The sequence below is a fragment of the Lysobacter sp. KACC 24251 genome, assembly GCF_057747755.1.
Genome location: NZ_CM173222.1, coordinates 2197921 through 2213498 on the forward strand (window position 1 = coordinate 2197921; position 15578 = coordinate 2213498).

15 protein-coding genes are annotated in these 15578 nt (G+C 68.0%); 13 read left to right on the forward strand and 2 right to left on the reverse strand.

Translation table 11 applies throughout. From position 1 onward, the window contains the following. Nucleotides 1-77 precede the first annotated feature (77 nt). The 11 genes from frr (at nt 78) to rnhB (ending at nt 11661) form a co-directional block, all read left to right on the forward strand. Entirely contained in the window at nt 78-635 is a 558-nt protein-coding gene (frr, locus tag AC3ARF_RS10365; RefSeq protein ID WP_498927658.1) for a ribosome recycling factor, read from the forward strand. Nucleotides 636-654: 19 nt separating this feature from the next. Next, entirely contained in the window at nt 655-1425 is a 771-nt protein-coding gene (uppS, locus tag AC3ARF_RS10370) for a polyprenyl diphosphate synthase (RefSeq protein WP_498927660.1), read from the forward strand. Continuing rightward, nucleotides 1425-2261, forward strand: a complete 837-nt coding sequence (locus tag AC3ARF_RS10375) for a phosphatidate cytidylyltransferase (RefSeq protein WP_498927662.1) — start codon at nt 1425-1427, stop codon at nt 2259-2261. Before uppS ends, AC3ARF_RS10375 begins: the two co-directional genes overlap by 1 nt. Nucleotides 2262-2263: 2 nt before the next feature. Then, nucleotides 2264-3442 (forward strand): 1-deoxy-D-xylulose-5-phosphate reductoisomerase, encoded by a 1179-nt coding sequence (locus AC3ARF_RS10380; protein ID WP_498927664.1) that lies wholly within the window; start codon nt 2264-2266, stop codon nt 3440-3442. A 51-nt stretch (nt 3443-3493) separates the two neighbouring features. After that, nucleotides 3494-4855 (forward strand): RIP metalloprotease RseP, encoded by a 1362-nt coding sequence (rseP, locus tag AC3ARF_RS10385; RefSeq protein WP_498927666.1) that lies wholly within the window; start codon nt 3494-3496, stop codon nt 4853-4855. Between the two features lie 58 nt (nt 4856-4913). Continuing rightward, nucleotides 4914-7433 carry an outer membrane protein assembly factor BamA gene (gene bamA / locus AC3ARF_RS10390; protein ID WP_498927668.1) on the forward strand — a complete coding sequence of 840 codons (2520 nt, stop codon included), beginning with the start codon at nt 4914-4916 and terminating at the stop codon, nt 7431-7433. Between the two features lie 34 nt (nt 7434-7467). Then, nucleotides 7468-8478, forward strand: a complete 1011-nt coding sequence (lpxD, locus tag AC3ARF_RS10395; protein WP_498927670.1) for a UDP-3-O-(3-hydroxymyristoyl)glucosamine N-acyltransferase — start codon at nt 7468-7470, stop codon at nt 8476-8478. Between the two features lie 72 nt (nt 8479-8550). Next, the gene (fabZ, locus tag AC3ARF_RS10400) at nt 8551-9030 is read left to right on the forward strand and encodes a 3-hydroxyacyl-ACP dehydratase FabZ (protein WP_498927672.1); all 480 of its coding nucleotides are present in this window, start codon (nt 8551-8553) and stop codon (nt 9028-9030) included. A gap of 2 nt (nt 9031-9032) precedes the next feature. Continuing rightward, entirely contained in the window at nt 9033-9827 is a 795-nt protein-coding gene (lpxA, locus tag AC3ARF_RS10405; protein WP_498927673.1) for an acyl-ACP--UDP-N-acetylglucosamine O-acyltransferase, read from the forward strand. Next, a complete protein-coding gene (gene lpxB / locus AC3ARF_RS10410; protein ID WP_498931837.1) occupies nt 9824-11038 on the forward strand; it encodes a lipid-A-disaccharide synthase in 1215 nt (404 codons plus the stop codon). Before lpxA ends, lpxB begins: the two co-directional genes overlap by 4 nt. Continuing rightward, nucleotides 11035-11661 carry a ribonuclease HII gene (gene rnhB, locus AC3ARF_RS10415; protein WP_498927675.1) on the forward strand — a complete coding sequence of 209 codons (627 nt, stop codon included), beginning with the start codon at nt 11035-11037 and terminating at the stop codon, nt 11659-11661. The genes lpxB and rnhB overlap by 4 nt, the downstream gene beginning before the upstream one ends. Here the strand turns inward: rnhB and AC3ARF_RS10420 are convergent. Beyond that, nucleotides 11648-12016 carry a cupredoxin domain-containing protein gene (locus tag AC3ARF_RS10420; protein ID WP_498927677.1) on the reverse strand — a complete coding sequence of 123 codons (369 nt, stop codon included), beginning with the start codon at nt 12014-12016 and terminating at the stop codon, nt 11648-11650. The genes rnhB and AC3ARF_RS10420 overlap by 14 nt on opposite strands. Nucleotides 12017-12032: 16 nt before the next feature. Next, nucleotides 12033-14357 carry a winged helix-turn-helix domain-containing protein gene (locus tag AC3ARF_RS10425; RefSeq protein WP_498927679.1) on the reverse strand — a complete coding sequence of 775 codons (2325 nt, stop codon included), beginning with the start codon at nt 14355-14357 and terminating at the stop codon, nt 12033-12035. A 143-nt stretch (nt 14358-14500) separates the two neighbouring features. On the opposite strand from AC3ARF_RS10425, the gene AC3ARF_RS10430 reads away from it, so the two are divergent. Together AC3ARF_RS10430 and AC3ARF_RS10435 are read left to right on the forward strand one after the other, a co-directional pair. Next, on the forward strand, nt 14501-14698 hold the full coding sequence (locus AC3ARF_RS10430; protein WP_498927681.1) for a hypothetical protein: 198 nt from the start codon (nt 14501-14503) through the stop codon (nt 14696-14698). A gap of 198 nt (nt 14699-14896) precedes the next feature. Continuing rightward, a complete protein-coding gene (locus AC3ARF_RS10435) occupies nt 14897-15523 on the forward strand; it encodes a hypothetical protein (RefSeq protein ID WP_498927683.1) in 627 nt (208 codons plus the stop codon). Nucleotides 15524-15578 lie beyond the last annotated feature (55 nt).

The following is a 15578-nucleotide window of genomic DNA, read 5'->3' on the forward strand; positions in this document are numbered from 1 at the left end:
AGAAACCGCGTCATGACACGCTACACCCCCGCTCCCTCTATAATCCCGCGATTACCGCTACAGGATTGGAGCCGGCGATGCTCAACGACATCAAGAAAGACGCCCAGACCCGCATGGCCAAGAGCGTCGAGGCCTTCCGCCACGACCTGACCAAGCTGCGCACGGGGCGCGCGTCCACTGCCATCGTCGACCACCTGAAGGTCAACTATTACGGCTCGGACATGCCGCTGACCCAGGTCGCGTCGGTGGCCGTGAGCGATTCGCGCTCGCTGGTCATCACCCCATGGGAGAAGCAGATGGTGTCCGCCGTGGAAAAGGCCATCATCAACTCCGACCTCGGCCTGACCCCGACCACCGCGGGCACGGTCATCCGCATCAACCTGCCTCCGCTGACGGAAGAGCGCCGCAAGGACCTGTCCAAGGTCGTGCACTCCAGTGGCGAGGACGCCAAAATCGCGATCCGCAACATCCGCCGCGACGCCAACCACCAGGTCAAGGAGCTGCTCAAGGAGAAGCTGGTGACCGAGGACGACGTCCGCAAGGCCGAAGATGACATCCAGAAGCTCACGGACGGCGCCATCAAGGACGTGGACGAGGTGATCAAGGCCAAGGAACAGGAACTCATGGCGGTTTGACGGGTCTGTACCGTCTCGCATGAGCTCTGATACCACCCTACCCGCAGCGCCCACCGGCCGGGTCCCGCGCCACCTTGCCATCATCATGGACGGCAACGGCCGCTGGGCCGAACGCCGTCGTCGCCCACGCATGATCGGCCACCGCGCCGGCGCGCGGGCGGTCAACGCCTGCATCGACTTCTGCCTGGACCGAGGCGTCGAGGCACTGACCCTTTTCGCCTTTTCCAGCGAGAACTGGGGCCGACCGGAAGACGAAGTCGGCGCACTGATGAAGCTGTTCCTCAACGCGCTGGAAAGCGAGGTGCAGGAACTGCACCGGAGAGGCGTGCGCGTGCGCTTCATTGGCGAACGCGAACGCTTCAACGACGCGATCCGGGCGCGCATGCATGCCGCCGAGTCCCTGACTGAAGCCAACCGCCGCCTGTACCTGAGCATCGCCGCCAGCTACGGCGGACGCTGGGACATCGCCCAGGCGGCGCGGGCGCTGGCCCGGGACGTCGCCGAGGGTCGCCTCCGCCCCGAGGACATCGACGAGGCCGCCGTGGGTTCGCGCATCGCGCTGGCCGACCTGCCGCCCCCTGACCTGTTCATCCGCACGGGCGGCGACCTGCGGATCAGCAATTTCCTGCTTTGGCAGATGGCCTATACCGAATTGTGGTTCACCGATACGCTGTGGCCTGACATGAACCCCACCGTCCTGCAGCAGGCACTGGACGACTATGCGAACCGCGAGCGCCGTTTCGGGCTGACCGGCGCACAGGTCGCCGGGCGGCAACACGAGACCTCCTGATGACCCAAACCCGTCTGCTCGCTGCCCTGGTCATGGCCCCAGTGGCCATCGGCGCGATCCTGCTGCTGCCTACCTCCTGGGTAGCCGCATTGGCCGCCCTTATCTTCCTGGCCGGGCTGTGGGAGTGGTTTGACCTGGCGGAAATAGAGGACACGTTGGCGCGCACGGTGCTGCTGGCGGTTCACGTGGCGATGATCGCGGCAATCGTGTGGGCGTCGCGCACCAACGCAGGCACCACCCTCGCGTTGTACCAGCTGGCCTCGGTCATCGGCATCATCTGGTGGCTGCTGGCACTGGCGTGGCTGGGGCGTTATGAATTCGCCAGCAACCACGACAGCTATGCCCGCGTATTCAAACTCGCCGCCGCCGCGCTGGCGATGATTCCCGCCTGGTGCGCCCTGGTCTGGATCCACGCCGGCGCGCCGAACGGCCATCGCTGGCTGCTGACTGCACTGGCCATCGTCTGGGCGGCCGACTCGGGGGCGTATTTCGTGGGGCGCAAGCTGGGCAAGCACAAGCTCGCACCGCGCATCAGTCCCAACAAGACCATCGAAGGCCTGATCGGCGGCGTGGTCTGCGGCCTGCTGGCCGGTGTCGGATTCGCCCTGTTCGCGGGTGCAACCGTGGCGCAGTTGCCCGCGGTCGCGCTGGTGGCCGTGGTGGCCGTGCTGTTCTCGGTGATCGGTGACCTGTTCGAGAGCCTGCTCAAGCGGCACGTGGGCGCCAAGGACTCCAGCAACCTGATCCCCGGCCACGGCGGGATCCTCGACCGCGTCGATGGCGTCATCGCCGCGCTGCCGGTATTTGCGCTGGGCAAGGCGCTGCTGGGCTTCTGAGCATGCGCAACGTTGCCGTCCTTGGGGCTACCGGATCGATCGGCGCGTCGGCGCTGGACGTGATCGCGCGGCATCCGGACCGGCTGCGTGCCACCGTGCTGGCAGCGGGACGCAACGTCGAGGCGCTGGTGGCGTTGTGCGTGGCGCACCGTCCGCTTCATGCGGTCATTGCCGACTTCGCGGGGTTGCCCGCCCTGCAGGCCGGACTGCGTGCTGCCGGACTTCCCACGCAGGCCCATGCCGGTGACGAAGTACTGGACGCGCTGGTCGCGTCCGACGCCTGCGACACCGTGGTCGCCGCCATCGTCGGCGCCGCGGGTCTGCCGTCAACGCTGGCCGCGGCCCGGGCCGGCAAGCGCATCCTGCTGGCCAACAAGGAATCGCTGGTGCTTGCCGGTGAGCTGCTGATGCAGGCGGCACACGATGCGGGCGCCACCGTCGTGCCCGTCGACAGCGAACACAACGCCATCTTCCAGTGCCTGCCCGACGCGCATGCGCATGCGGGCCTGCGCCGGATCGTGCTGACGGCGTCCGGCGGGCCGTTCCGTGGCTGGCAGCGGGCCGAGCTGGCGGGTGTCACGCCAGAGCAGGCGGTGGCCCACCCCAAGTGGTCGATGGGGCCGAAGATCTCGGTCGACTCAGCCACGCTGATGAACAAGGGCCTGGAGGTGATCGAGGCCCACCACCTGTTCGGTGTGGATGGCGACCGCATCGGCGTATGGGTGCACCCACAAAGCCTCGTGCATTCGCTGGTGGAGTTCGTCGATGGCTCCACGCTTGCCCAACTGGGCCTGCCCGACATGCGCACGGCGCTGGCGGTCGGCTTCGGCTGGCCGGAGCGGATCAGCTCCGGCGTGTCGGGCCTCGACCTGCTGACCCAAGGCGGCCGACTCGATTTCGAGGCGCCCGACCTGCACGCCTTCCCCTGCCTGCGCCTGGCCTTCGAGGCATTGGCCACCGGAGGCACGGCACCCGCGGTACTCAACGCTGCCAATGAAATCGCCGTTTCAGCGTTTCTTCAGCGGCGGATCGGTTTCCTTGCCATACCTGCCTTGGTTGAAGAGACCTTGGGGTCGCTTCCGTCCGCCCCAGCGACATCGCTGGACGTGCTGCGCGACGCCGACCAGAAGGCGCGCCAAATCGCCGAGCAGTCGATCCCCCGCATGGCCGCCTTCGCATGACGCCGATCCACGCCACCTCCGCATCCGCCCAACTGCCACCCGAGGCCCGTGATGTCTGAGTTCATCGGTTCGATCTGGTGGTTGATCGTCAGCCTGGGCGTGCTGGTCACTTTCCACGAGTTCGGCCATTACTGGGTCGCGCGCCGCGCCGGAGTGAAGGTGCTACGTTTCTCCGTCGGCTTCGGCAAGCCACTGTGGCAGCGCCGCGGTGCGGATGGCACCGAGTACGCCGTGGCCGCCATTCCGCTGGGCGGCTACGTCAAGATGCTCGATGAGCGCGAGGGTGACGTCGCGTCGACCGAGCTCGAGCAGGCCTTCAACCGTCAGTCGGTGTGGAAGCGCATCGCCATCGTGGCGGCCGGCCCCGCGGCCAACCTGCTGCTGTGCGTAGCGTTGTTCTGGCTGATGTTCGTGATCGGCCGGCCGGACTATGCGCCGGTGGTCGGACAGGTGGAAGGCATCGCCGCGGAGGCTGGCCTCCAGCGCGGCGACACCCTGCTGACCGTCGGCGACCGCGAGACGCCCACCTGGAGTGAAGCCCAGCTTGCGCTCATCCCGGCCGCCCTCGATCACGCCGACGTCGCGGTTCGCGTCCGCACGGCGGACGGCGCGGAGCGCACCCGCACGCTGGCGCTGTCCCGCCTGCCCGACGCCTTTGACGAGCGCCGGGCGGTGGACGCCATCGGTCTGCTGCCCCGTCACCTGCTGGTTCCGCCCGTGGTGGGCAGTGTCTCGGAAGGCCTGCCGGCTTGGGGGGTGCTCGCGGAGAACGATCGCATCACCGCCATCGACGGCACCCCTGTCGCCGATTGGACCGAGATCGGGCCGCTTGTGCAGCAGTTGGGTGAGCGCGGCGGCTCCGCGATGGTCGAAGTGCAACGCGGCGATGAGCGCCTCGCGCTCGAACTGAGCCCCAGCCGCGTCTCGCCTGCATCCGGCGAGCCTTACTGGGCGCTCGGCGTGGCCGCTGCGCGACCGGCCGAGCCGGCGAAGGACGCCCTGCTCCAGCATGGCCCGGTAGCGGCGGTACCTGCGGCCCTGCGCGAGACCGCGCACCAGGCGCGCGAGCTGGTCGCGATGATCGGCCGAGCCTTCAGCGGCCGGGTGTCGGTGGAGAACACCGTGGCCGGCCCGATCACCATCGCCCGCGCCGCCAATGCGTACGCCAATCACGGCGTGGCGTGGTACCTGTCCATGCTCGCGATGCTGTCCCTCAGCCTGGGCATCCTGAACCTGCTGCCGATCCCCGTCTTGGACGGCGGTCACCTGCTGTATTACCTTATCGAGCTGGTCAAGGGCAGCCCGGTGAGCGACCGCACCATGGCGGTCGGCCAATACGTCGGGTTGGCGCTGATCGCCGGCCTGATGGGGCTGGCGTTCTACAACGACATCCTGAACAACCTGATCCGCTGACGCTGGCCAGCCCGCCTGCCCCGCTCCCGAACGGCAACGCCCCCAACCGGACGTAATGATGACGCGAACCCCCAATCGCCGCCTGCTTGCCCTTGCCCTTGCTGCTGCCATGGCACCGGCCATGCCGGCCCTGGCCCAGTCCGGGACCCCGTTCTCGCTGGGTGGCACGCAGCCTGACGCACCTCCGGCCGGCAGTTTCACGGTCAGTGACATCCGCGTCGACGGCCTGCAGCGCATCGCGGCCGGTACCGTCTTCACCTACCTGCCCATCGAGCGGGGCGACACGGTCGATTCCGCGCGGGTCGGCGACGCCATCCGCGCGCTGTACAAGACCGGGTTCTTCGAGGACGTCACCATCGGCCGCCAGGGCGACATCCTGGTGGTCACGGTCACCGAGCGCCCCGCGATCAACAAGCTGACGCTGACCGGCAACAAGGACATCAAGACCGAGGACCTGACGAAGGGCCTCAATGACATCGGACTGACCGAGGGCGGCACGTTCGACCGCCTGGCGCTGGACCGCGTCACCCAGGAACTGACCCGCCAGTACAACAACCGCGGCAAGTACAACGTCGAGATCACCCCGACGGTGGCCAAGCTGGACCGCAACCGCGTCGACCTGACGATCAATGTCAAGGAAGGCAAGGCCGCGAAGATCCGCCACATCAACCTTGTCGGCAACGAGAAGTTCGCCGAAGAGGAGATCCTGGACACCTGGGAGTCGCGCGAGCACAACTGGCTGAGCTGGTACCGCCGGGACGACCAGTACTCGCGCGAGAAGCTGTCGGGCGACCTGGAGAAGCTCAACAACTATTACCTTGATCGCGGCTACGTGGATGTGTCGGTCGATTCCACGCAGGTCTCGATCAGCCCCAACCGCCAGGACATGTTCATCAGCGCCGGCATCACCGAGGGCGAACAGTACAAGGTCTCCAGCGTGCAGGTCACCGGCGATACGGTGCTGCCGAAGGAGCAGGTAGAGAAGATGGTGCTGGTGCAGAAGGACCAGATCTTCTCCCGGCGCTTGCTGGAGTTGAGCTCGGACTCCATCGTGGCATCGCTGGGCAACATCGGTTACGCCTTCGCGCAGGTCAATCCGATTCCGGACGTGAACCGCGAGGACAACACCGTCGGCATCAACATGCAGGTCGTGCCGGGGCCGCGCGTCAACGTGCGTCGCGTGGTGTTCAAGGGCAACTCGCGCACCAGCGACGAGGTGCTGCGCCGTGAGATGCGCCAGTTCGAGGGCAGCTGGTACTCGCAGGCGGCGATCGACCGTTCCAAGCTGCGCCTGCAGGGCCTTGGCTACTTCGAGACAGTGGATGTCGAGTCGCAGCCGGTGGCCGGCACCAATGACCAGGTCGACGTGGTCTACAACGTCAAGGAGACGCAGTCGGGCAGCTTCATGTTCGGCCTGGGCTACTCGCAGCTCACGGGCATGACGACCTCGGTCCAGTTGGCGCAGAACAACTTCCTGGGCAGCGGCAACCGCATGTCGGTGAACGCGCAGCGCAATGACTACCTGCAGCGCTACGACTTCTCCTATGTCAATCCGTACTTCACCGACAACGGCGTGTCGCTGGGCTACAACCTGTGGTGGAAGGAGTACAACAGCTCCGACTTCAACACGGCCCAGTTCTCGACCACCAGCGGTGCGGCGCAGACGGTGCTGGGGATTCCGATCTCCGAGACCGATACCATCACGGCGCTGTTCGGCATTGACAGCAACGAAGTGCTGACGTTCCCCGGCGCGACCCCGCCCAGCATCATCAACTACATCGACGCCATCGGGCAGCGCACCTTCCATGCCTGGCGCGGCGAGATCGGCTGGGGCCGCAACTCGCTCAACCATGGCCTGACGCCCACGGCCGGCATGTCGCAGCGTTTGTGGCTGGAAGCGACCCTGCCGGGCTCGACGGTCGAATACTTCAAGCTCAACTACAACGTCTCCAAGTTCTGGCCGCTGTCGCGCCATCTGGTGCTGAACACGCGCGCCGAACTGGGCTACGGCGACAGTTACGGCGATGCTTTCGTGCGGGATATCTGCTTCACCCCGCAGGCGCCGCCGTATGACCACGACAACGATCCGACCACGCCGGTGATCCTCCCGCCGCCACCGCCGCCGCCCAGCGATCCGTGCATTCCGGGAAGCTCGCCCGACTACCTGCAGACCGTCACTGGCGACGGACTGCCATTCTTCGAGAACTTCTACGCAGGCGGCACCCGCTCGGTGCGCGGCTTCCGTGACAACACGCTGGGCCCCCGCGAAGCCCCTCTTGCCGGCAGCAACTACACGCAGCCCATTGGTGGCTCGCTGAAGACCGTGGGCTCGGTGGAAATGTTCTTCCCCACCCTGCTGGACACTCCAGCGGCCCGCGTCTCCGCCTTCGTCGACTTCGGCAACGTGTTCCGCGACGTCGATGCCTTCGACGCCGGCGAACTGCGCGCGTCGGCGGGCGTGGCGATGATGTGGCGTTCGCCGATGGGCCCGATCTCCATCAGCTATGCCATGCCGGTCCGCAAGGAAGACGACGACGAACTGGAACGCCTGCAGTTCACGTTCGGCGGCAACTTCTGACGCCGTGACCGCGGCTGGACACAACGATCGCCCCATGTTCCGCGCCGCCGACCTGGCGGCGCGGTTCAATCTGGGGGTGCGTGGCGACGGAGACACTCGCGTGGAAGGCGTAGGCACCCTGGCGGGCGCTGGGCCCCGCCACCTGGCGTTCCTTGCCAACCCCAGGTACCGCAACCAATTGGCGACAACGGGCGCCGGCGTCGTGGTCATGCGCGAAGCGGACGCGGCTGGCTTTGATCGCACGGCGCTCATCGCGCGGGACCCTTACGCGGCGTTCGCGCGGATGGCGGCGTTGTTCGAGCCGGTTCCCGCACGGGCGCCGGGGATTCATCCCTCTTCCGTCGTGGACGCATCCGCACACGTCGCAGCAGACGCCCATGTCGGACCATTCGTGAGCGTGGGCGCCCGCAGCCGTATCGAATCCGGGGCGGTGGTTGGTCCCGGTTGCGTGATCGGCGATGACTGCGTGGTGGGCGCCGGCAGCGAGTTGGTCGCACGGGTAACGCTGGTCACGCGCGTGGTGCTCGGCCAGCGCGTACGCGTGCACCCCGGCGCGGTTCTGGGCGCCGCAGGCTTTGGCCTGGCGATGGAGGCCGGGCGCTGGCTCAACGTGCCGCAGTTGGGTGGGGTCCGCATCGGCGACGACTGCGAGATCGGCGCCAATACCACGATCGACCGCGGGGCCATCGAGGACACCGTGCTCCAAGAGGACGTGCGTCTGGACAACCAGATCCAGGTTGGCCACAACGTCCAGATCGGCGCGCATACCGCCATGGCCGGCTGCTCGGCGGTGGCGGGCAGCGCGAAGATCGGCCGCTACTGCCTGATCGGCGGCGGGGCCGGGGTGGTGGGCCACCTCGAAATCTGTGACAAGGTGGTGGTTACGGCGATGAGCCTGGTCACCAGTTCAATCCGGGAGCCGGGCGAGTACTCTTCTGGCACGCCGTTGATGGACAATCGCAGCTGGCGCAAGAATGCGGCCCGCTTCAAGCAGCTCGACCGGATTGCCCGGCGAGTGGGGAACACGGGCCAAGGCCACGACTGAGTCGGGCACACACATGGGACGTCCGCGCATGGAAGCGGGGACGCACGCGATGGACCGCCCAGAGGATTGATGATGAACCACACCGAAGCCACCGCGCTTAAGCTGCCGATCGACGTGCCGATGATCCAGCAGCTGCTGCCGCACCGTTATCCGTTCCTGCTGGTCGACCGCGTGGTCGAGCTGGAGCCCCACAAGCGCGTGCTGGCGTACAAGAACGTAAGCTGCAATGAGCCGTTCTTCCAGGGGCATTTCCCCGGCCACCCGGTCATGCCGGGCGTGCTGGTGGTCGAGGCCATGGCCCAGGCCGGCGGCCTGCTGACCCAGCTTTCCGCAATGGCACTCAACGGCAAGCCCAGCACCGACAAGCTGTTCTACCTGGTCAAGGTGGACGGCGCGAAGTTCTCGCGCATGGTGGTGCCGGGCGACCGCCTTGAACTGGAGGTCACCCTCACGCGCACCATCCGCAACATGGCGCTGTACTCGGGCGTGGCCCGGGTGGACGGTGAACAGGCCGCCTGCGCCGATATCCTGTGCGCCGAGGCGAAGGCCTGAGCATGGACACTGCGCCGATCATCCACCCCTCTGCCGTGGTCGAGCCGGGCGCACGCTTGGGCGCTGGCGTTCGGGTCGGCGCGTTCTGCTACATCGGCGACGACGTGGTGGTTGGTGACGGCACCACCTTCGGCCCGCACTGCAGCGTGCTCGGGCCGACGACCATCGGCCGCGACAACCGCTTCATCGGCCATTGTGCGATTGGCGGCGAGCCGCAGGACAAGAAGTTCAAGGGCGAGCGCGTCGAACTGCTGATCGGCGACCGCAACACGTTCCGCGAGTTCTGTACCGTGAACCGCGGCACCGGCACTGGCAACAATGTCACCCGCGTCGGTAACGACAACTGGCTGTTGGCCTACACCCACGTGGCGCACGATTGCATCATCGGCCACCACTGCGTGTTCTCCAACAACGCCACGCTGGCGGGCCACGTGACCGTGGGCGACCACGTGATCCTGAGCGGTTTCGCCGGCGTGCACCAGTTCTGCCGCATCGGGGCGCATGCGTTCATCGGCATGGGGGCCTTCGTCAATGGCGACGTGCCTCCGTTCACCATGGTGGCGCAGGAAAGCTACGGCCGACCGCGCGGCATCAACAGCGAAGGCCTCAAGCGCCGGGGATTCGACCCCGAACGCATCGCCGTGATCAAGCGCGCCTACCGGGCTCTCTACGTGTCGGGTGCGCCACTGGCCGAGGCCCGCATCACGCTGGCCGAACTGGCCGACGCCACCGGCAGCCAGGACGTACAGGCGTTGATCGAGTTCATCGACAGCGCCGAGCGTCCGCTGCTGCGCTGAGGCCCACGGCCGTGGCAAACGCGGACCCGACTGTGACGCCCCGCCCCGTACGGATCGCCCTTGTCGCTGGCGAGGCGTCCGGCGACATCCTCGGGGCCGGACTGATCACCGAGTTGCGCAGGCGCTTTCCCGACGCCGAGTTCGCGGGCATCGGTGGCGATGGCATGCGTGCCGCGGGAATGGATACGTGGTTTGACGCCAACGAACTGGCGGTCATGGGTTTCGCCGAGGTGCTGCGGCACCTGCCGCGGCTGTTGCGGCTGCGCCATCAGCTGCGGGAGCGTCTGCTGGCCTGGCAGCCGACGGTGTTCATCGGCATCGATGCCCCGGACTTCAACCTGGGCGTGGAGCGCTGGTTGAAACAGCGCGGCATCCGCACGGTTCACTACGTCAGCCCCTCCGTGTGGGCATGGCGGGAGAAGCGTGCCGAGAAGATCGGGATGTCGGCGGATCGCGTGCTGTGCCTGTTCCCGATGGAGCCGCCGATCTATGCCCGGCATGGGGTGGACGCGCGCTTCGTCGGACATCCGCTGGCCGACGAGATGCCGCTGGATCCGGACCGCGCACACGCCCGCGCCGCCCTGTCCCTGGCGGCGGAGCGCGGGGTGCTCGCACTGCTGCCGGGCTCACGCGTGGGCGAGATCCAGCGGCTGGCGGATGACTTCCTGTCCGCAGCGGCGCGCGTGCTCGCAGCCGAACCGGGCCTGCAGATCGTCGCGCCGATGGCGAACGCGCATGCACGCCGCGCGTTCGAGGCAATCCTGGCGCGCCACCCCGATGCCGCGTCGCTGGCGACGGCGCTGAGAGTGATCGACGGCCAGGCGCGCACGCTCATGCGCGCCAGCGACGTGATCCTGCTGGCCTCCGGCACGGCTACGCTGGAAGCGATGCTGGCCAAACGCCCGATGGTCGTGGCCTACAAGGTCGCTGCCCTGACCTATGCGCTGGTCAAGGGCTTGGGCATGCTCAAGGTGGACCACTACTCACTGCCCAACGTGCTGGCCGGCGAGCGGGTCGTGCCCGAACTGATGCAGCACGATTGCACGGCGGACAAACTGGCCGCCACAACCTTGGCACTGCTGCGCGATCCGGCAGCCGAGGCGGCGTTGGCCGACCGCTTCCGCGGACTGCACGCCCAGTTGCGCCAGGATGCTTCGGCGCGCGCGGCGGACGCCGTCGCGGAGCTCATCAGCCCGGAAGCGGCACCATGACCGCAACGGCCGCACTCGAATGGATCGCCGGTGTCGACGAAGCGGGCCGAGGCCCACTGGCCGGACCGGTATCCGTCGCTGCGGTCATCCTCGACCCGGCTCGCCCCATCGAAGGACTGGACGACTCCAAGCGGCTCACCGAGTTACGCCGCGAGCAGTTGTTTCCGCTGATCCAGATGCGCGCGGTCGCCTGGCACATCGAGCTGGTCGAGCCCGACGAGATCGACCGCATCAACATCTTCCAGGCCACAATGATCGGCATGGAGCGCGCCCTGGCGGCGCTGGCAGTGATTCCCTCGCTGGCGCGCATCGATGGCAACCACCTGCCCCGTCGCCTGCCATGCGCTGCGCAGGCGCTGGTGGGGGGCGATCGCCTGGATCCCGCCATCATGGCGGCATCGATCCTCGCCAAGGTCGCGCGGGATCGGGTCATGCAGGCCTTGCATGCGCAATGGCCCGAGTACGGCTTCGACGCGCACAAGGGTTACGCCACGCCCGCGCACCTGGCCGCCCTGCGGCAGCATGGCCCCTGCGTGCAGCATCGGCGCAGTTTTGCGCCGGTGCGCGCCTGCCTGCCCATGGACTCGAACATGGTGCCGGCGTTCGAGCTCACCGCTGGATGATGATGGCCGGATCGGCCACACGGTCCCCGACCCGCACTTCATAGGCATACCGTTCCTCGGGCGGCCCCTCCTGGGCCCGCGGTGAAGCGGGTGCGGCCGGTCCCGGCGTGGCAATGATCGATGCCTCATAGACACCTGCTTCCCGTCGCGATTCCAGGCGCCTGCGCGGCTCACCTGGCTCGGGAACGCGCAGGTCGAAGTCAAGGGTGAAGGGCCGGTCATTGTTGGGATCGTTGCGCCAGGTGACGCGCGTGCCGGCTTTGACCCGCAACTCGGCCGGTTCGGCGACGGGATTGCCCTCGCCGTCGTACAGGATGATCACGAACGCCTCGCGTTCCTCACGGTCACTGCTCATCGGGTGCTCCTCGCAGTCAGGCCTTCGGGGGTGCGGAGGAGGTACCGGGGGACGCGCGATCGGATGCCCCTTCGGCATCCATGCCCCGCAGCAGGGGTGACGTACGAATGCGGTCGGAGGGGACACCCGCCTTCAGCGCACGCTGGACGCGATCGCGGGTGCCCGCAGGGTCACCCAGCCGTGCAAGGGTCTGCGCGGCGAAGAACTCGACCTCGGCCTTCTCGGTGCCCAGCGCGTCGGCACGCGCCAGCAGCTCGCGCACGCCGGCGGTTTGGCCAAGGTTGGCGCGATACCAGGCCAGGTGTGCCGGCGCCAAGGCGTCGTCACCCTTGAGCTTGATGTAGGCCTCGGCCAGGGATGCCGCCCGCGCGTATGGCGAGCGGGCCTGCTCCGCGGTCGCCGGATCGGCTGAAAGTGCGTCGCCGATGTTGCCCCATATCCGGTAATCGTCGGGTTCCAGCTGGGCCGCGCGGCGGTACAGGTCCGCCGCTTCGGCATAGGCGCCGTCCTCGAAGCGCAGGCTGGCGAAGTTGCTGAGGGCGCCGTAGGTCGGTTCGATGGCCAGCGAACGGCTGTAGGCTTCCGCGGCCTCGCGCCGACGACCGGCCACGTAATACACGCCACCCAGGCTGCTCCACAGCGTCGCGCGATCCGGCTGCAGCGTGGTGGCGACGCGGTAGGAGGCGACGGCCTTGTCGAGGTTGCCGTTGAGGTAATGGTGATAGCCCAGTTCGCTGTGGATCGTGGCATCGCCGGGTCGCAGCTGGTGCGCGCGTTCGTAATAGTCCAGTGCCAGCGGGTTGTTGCCCAGGGCCGCCTGTGTCGCCGCCAGGCCGATGTAGGCATCCGGCCGCAGGGCCACGTCCTGCAAGGCTCGCGTGTAGTGCTCGATGGCCTGCGGATACTCGCCGCGCACCCGGTCGAGATCGCCCATGGCCAGGCTGACCTCCATCAGTTCCGGATCCATGCGGGCGGCCCGATCGCAGGCATTGCTGGCGCGATTGAAGGCAGGCGCGTCGCGTGCGGTCTCGAACCGGTGGATTTCCGCACGGCAGATGCCCGCCTGCGCGCGCGCGAAGCCGGCATCCTCTTTCAGCGCCTCGCGGAAGAACCCGACGGCCCGCCCCAGCGCCTGCTCGCTGCGCGGCACAAGCAACTGCTGGACTCCCTTCAGGTAGGCGTCGTAGGCGGCGGTGCTGACGGTGGGCTTCAGCCGGCGCGTCAGCTGGGGCTGGGCTGTGGGCAACACGCCCACAAGCGACTCGACCACCTTGCTGGCAATCTCGCTCTGCATGTCGAAGACGCCAGCGGCCTTGCGCTCGTAACTGTCCGCCCAGAGGGTGTAGCCCGTACTCACATCGGTGAGGCGCGCGTTGATGCGCACACGTGGGCCTTCGCGGCGCACGGTGGCGTCGAGCACGGTAGCCACCCCCAGCATGCGACCCAGCGCCACCGGGTCCACCTCGGCCTGTCCCGCCGTGGAGGGCGCCACGTGCGCGGCCACCTTCAAGCCGGGGATACCGGCGAGCGCGTCGTGCATTTCCACCGCCAGTCCCTCGGCGAAGTAGCGGTCGCTACGGTCGTTGCTGAGGCTGGCAAACGGCAGTACCGCAACGGAGGCCTCCGCCGGCGGAGCTGGATGATTGGAACGCCCCAGCCACAGCCAGCCCATCGCCCCGAGGACCGCAGCGGCAGCGGCCACAAGCAACCAGAGCCGACCGCGATGGCCGAGCCCTGCGCTGGTGCGATCAGCGGGGTCAGCCGGGCCGAAGGCTGCCCCGGCGTCGTCACCTGCGAGGGCCGCATCGGGCGCGCGGTCTGGGTTCCAACGCGGCAGGGTTTCAGTGTCCGGGCCGGTCGGTGCCGCGGAGCGTGCCAGCACGCCGGAGCCTTCGATGGGGCCCGCCACGTCGGCGTCGGCCCCCGGGGGGCCAGGACCTGAATCGGGCCGAAGAGTGGATTCCGCCACGTGTTGCGGCCCGGACTCGGGTTCAGGCTCCAATGGCCCAATGAACCGGTACCCCAGTGCGTGCTGGGTCTGGATGAAGCGCGGCTGCTGGGCATCGTCACCCAAGGCCGCCCGCAATTGCGCGATGGCGCGGGTCAGGACGCCCGGGGTGACATGCCGATGGCCCCAGACGACATCCAGCAGTACTTCGCGAGGGACCAGCGTCCCCGGCTGGCGCAGCAGGGCCAACAGCACCGCAAAGGCCTTGGGCTCCACCGACACCGGCCGACCGGCCCGGGTCAGGATGTGGGCAGCAGCATCCACCGCCACATCGCCGAAGCGGTAGTGCTCGCCGGGGAAACCCTTGCCAGCCAACGGGCCGGGCGTCTCCATCACGGAAACCTCATGAAGCCCTCATCAACCGCTTGGAACGCTGAGAGAAGGCACTTCCAGCCATCATGACCCTCATGGGCACTTCGCGGGACGCTATCCCCACGCCGGAAAACCGGCGCCGTCCCCCCAAAGCGAGCCCGAAGATGAACGCCATGACTGCCATCGCCGCCCCCATCCGCGCCTACCGCCGTGACCGCCGCATCCAGGTCCAGGTGCCGCGGGACGAACGCCGCCTGAGCCGCGACGAGCAGCGCGCCGCCGCTGCCCTGCAGGCCCAGTTGCGCGACGTGCGTGAACACAGCTACCTGGCCACGCCGGTCGCCCGGTTCAGGGTCTTCTGAACACGCACGGCCGCATTGGCACCGGTCGGCCCATGCCCGTGGATGCCGGGCTTCGCCCGACCTGCGGGACAGGACAACCGGCCCGCAATCGGCGCATAGTGTCCCCACAGCGACCGGTCCCTTGGACCGGCCGCGGTCGCGCGACAAGCCGGCCGCCCCGCGACCTTCCCGCCCCCGGCCGGACCGACGAGGTGTGCCATGCGCCTGCCCACCCCCACCCCGACTGCGGATCCGTTGCCCTACGACACCTGGACTGGGGCAAGCGCCGATCCGCGCGCCCGGTTGCCGTTGAGCCCTACCGCCATCGCCGGCTTCGATGCCCTGCTGCACGAGCTTCACCCTGACGCCGCGCGGGTGGAACCCGACCGCCTGCATCGCCTGGTCAACTGGCTGCTTACGCTGCCCGACGAGACCGCACGCGACGTACTCGAGCGTCGACTCCGGCGCATCGACGAGTTGCGGATGATGCTGCTCGACCCCGATTGGGACTCCGACCCCGCGATGGCCGCGCGCCTGCGCAAACTCCTCGACTACATCGACCGCGACGACGACCTCATCGCCGACCACGAACCGCTTCTCGGCCTGCTCGACGACGTGCTGCTGATCGAACTGGCCTGGCCGGCCTTCGCGGGCGAAGCCGAGGAATACCGCGACTTCAGCGCCTACCGCACCGAGGAACACCCGACGGGCAGCGGCGACGAGCAGCGCGCGGCGTGGATCCGCGACCGCCTGGCCGAGATCGCCCTGTGGCGGCACAAGCTGCGCGTCAATGACAGCCATTACGTGCATCGCGGGCACCCCGAGGATCCGTTCAAGGTGGTCTGAGCGTCGCGCCATCCGAGCGCGAAATGGCCGGGGCCCGCGGTTGACCCCCGGGGCG

Excerpts from the sequence above, each read along its gene's own strand:
- rnhB (WP_498927675.1), top strand. The coding sequence starts at position 11,035 with ATGACCGCAACGGCCGCACTCGAATGGATCGCCGGTGTCGACGAAGCG.
- bamA (WP_498927668.1), top strand. The coding sequence starts at position 4,914 with ATGACGCGAACCCCCAATCGCCGCCTGCTTGCCCTTGCCCTTGCTGCT.
- AC3ARF_RS10425 (WP_498927679.1), bottom strand. The coding sequence starts at position 14,357 with ATGGAGACGCCCGGCCCGTTGGCTGGCAAGGGTTTCCCCGGCGAGCAC.
- AC3ARF_RS10380 (WP_498927664.1), top strand. The coding sequence starts at position 2,264 with ATGCGCAACGTTGCCGTCCTTGGGGCTACCGGATCGATCGGCGCGTCG.
- rseP (WP_498927666.1), top strand. The coding sequence starts at position 3,494 with ATGTCTGAGTTCATCGGTTCGATCTGGTGGTTGATCGTCAGCCTGGGC.
- lpxD (WP_498927670.1), top strand. The coding sequence starts at position 7,468 with ATGTTCCGCGCCGCCGACCTGGCGGCGCGGTTCAATCTGGGGGTGCGT.
- lpxA (WP_498927673.1), top strand. The coding sequence starts at position 9,033 with ATGGACACTGCGCCGATCATCCACCCCTCTGCCGTGGTCGAGCCGGGC.
- AC3ARF_RS10435 (WP_498927683.1), top strand. The coding sequence starts at position 14,897 with ATGCGCCTGCCCACCCCCACCCCGACTGCGGATCCGTTGCCCTACGAC.
- uppS (WP_498927660.1), top strand. The coding sequence starts at position 655 with ATGAGCTCTGATACCACCCTACCCGCAGCGCCCACCGGCCGGGTCCCG.
- AC3ARF_RS10430 (WP_498927681.1), top strand. The coding sequence starts at position 14,501 with ATGAACGCCATGACTGCCATCGCCGCCCCCATCCGCGCCTACCGCCGT.
- AC3ARF_RS10375 (WP_498927662.1), top strand. The coding sequence starts at position 1,425 with ATGACCCAAACCCGTCTGCTCGCTGCCCTGGTCATGGCCCCAGTGGCC.
- AC3ARF_RS10420 (WP_498927677.1), bottom strand. The coding sequence starts at position 12,016 with ATGAGCAGTGACCGTGAGGAACGCGAGGCGTTCGTGATCATCCTGTAC.
- fabZ (WP_498927672.1), top strand. The coding sequence starts at position 8,551 with ATGAACCACACCGAAGCCACCGCGCTTAAGCTGCCGATCGACGTGCCG.
- frr (WP_498927658.1), top strand. The coding sequence starts at position 78 with ATGCTCAACGACATCAAGAAAGACGCCCAGACCCGCATGGCCAAGAGC.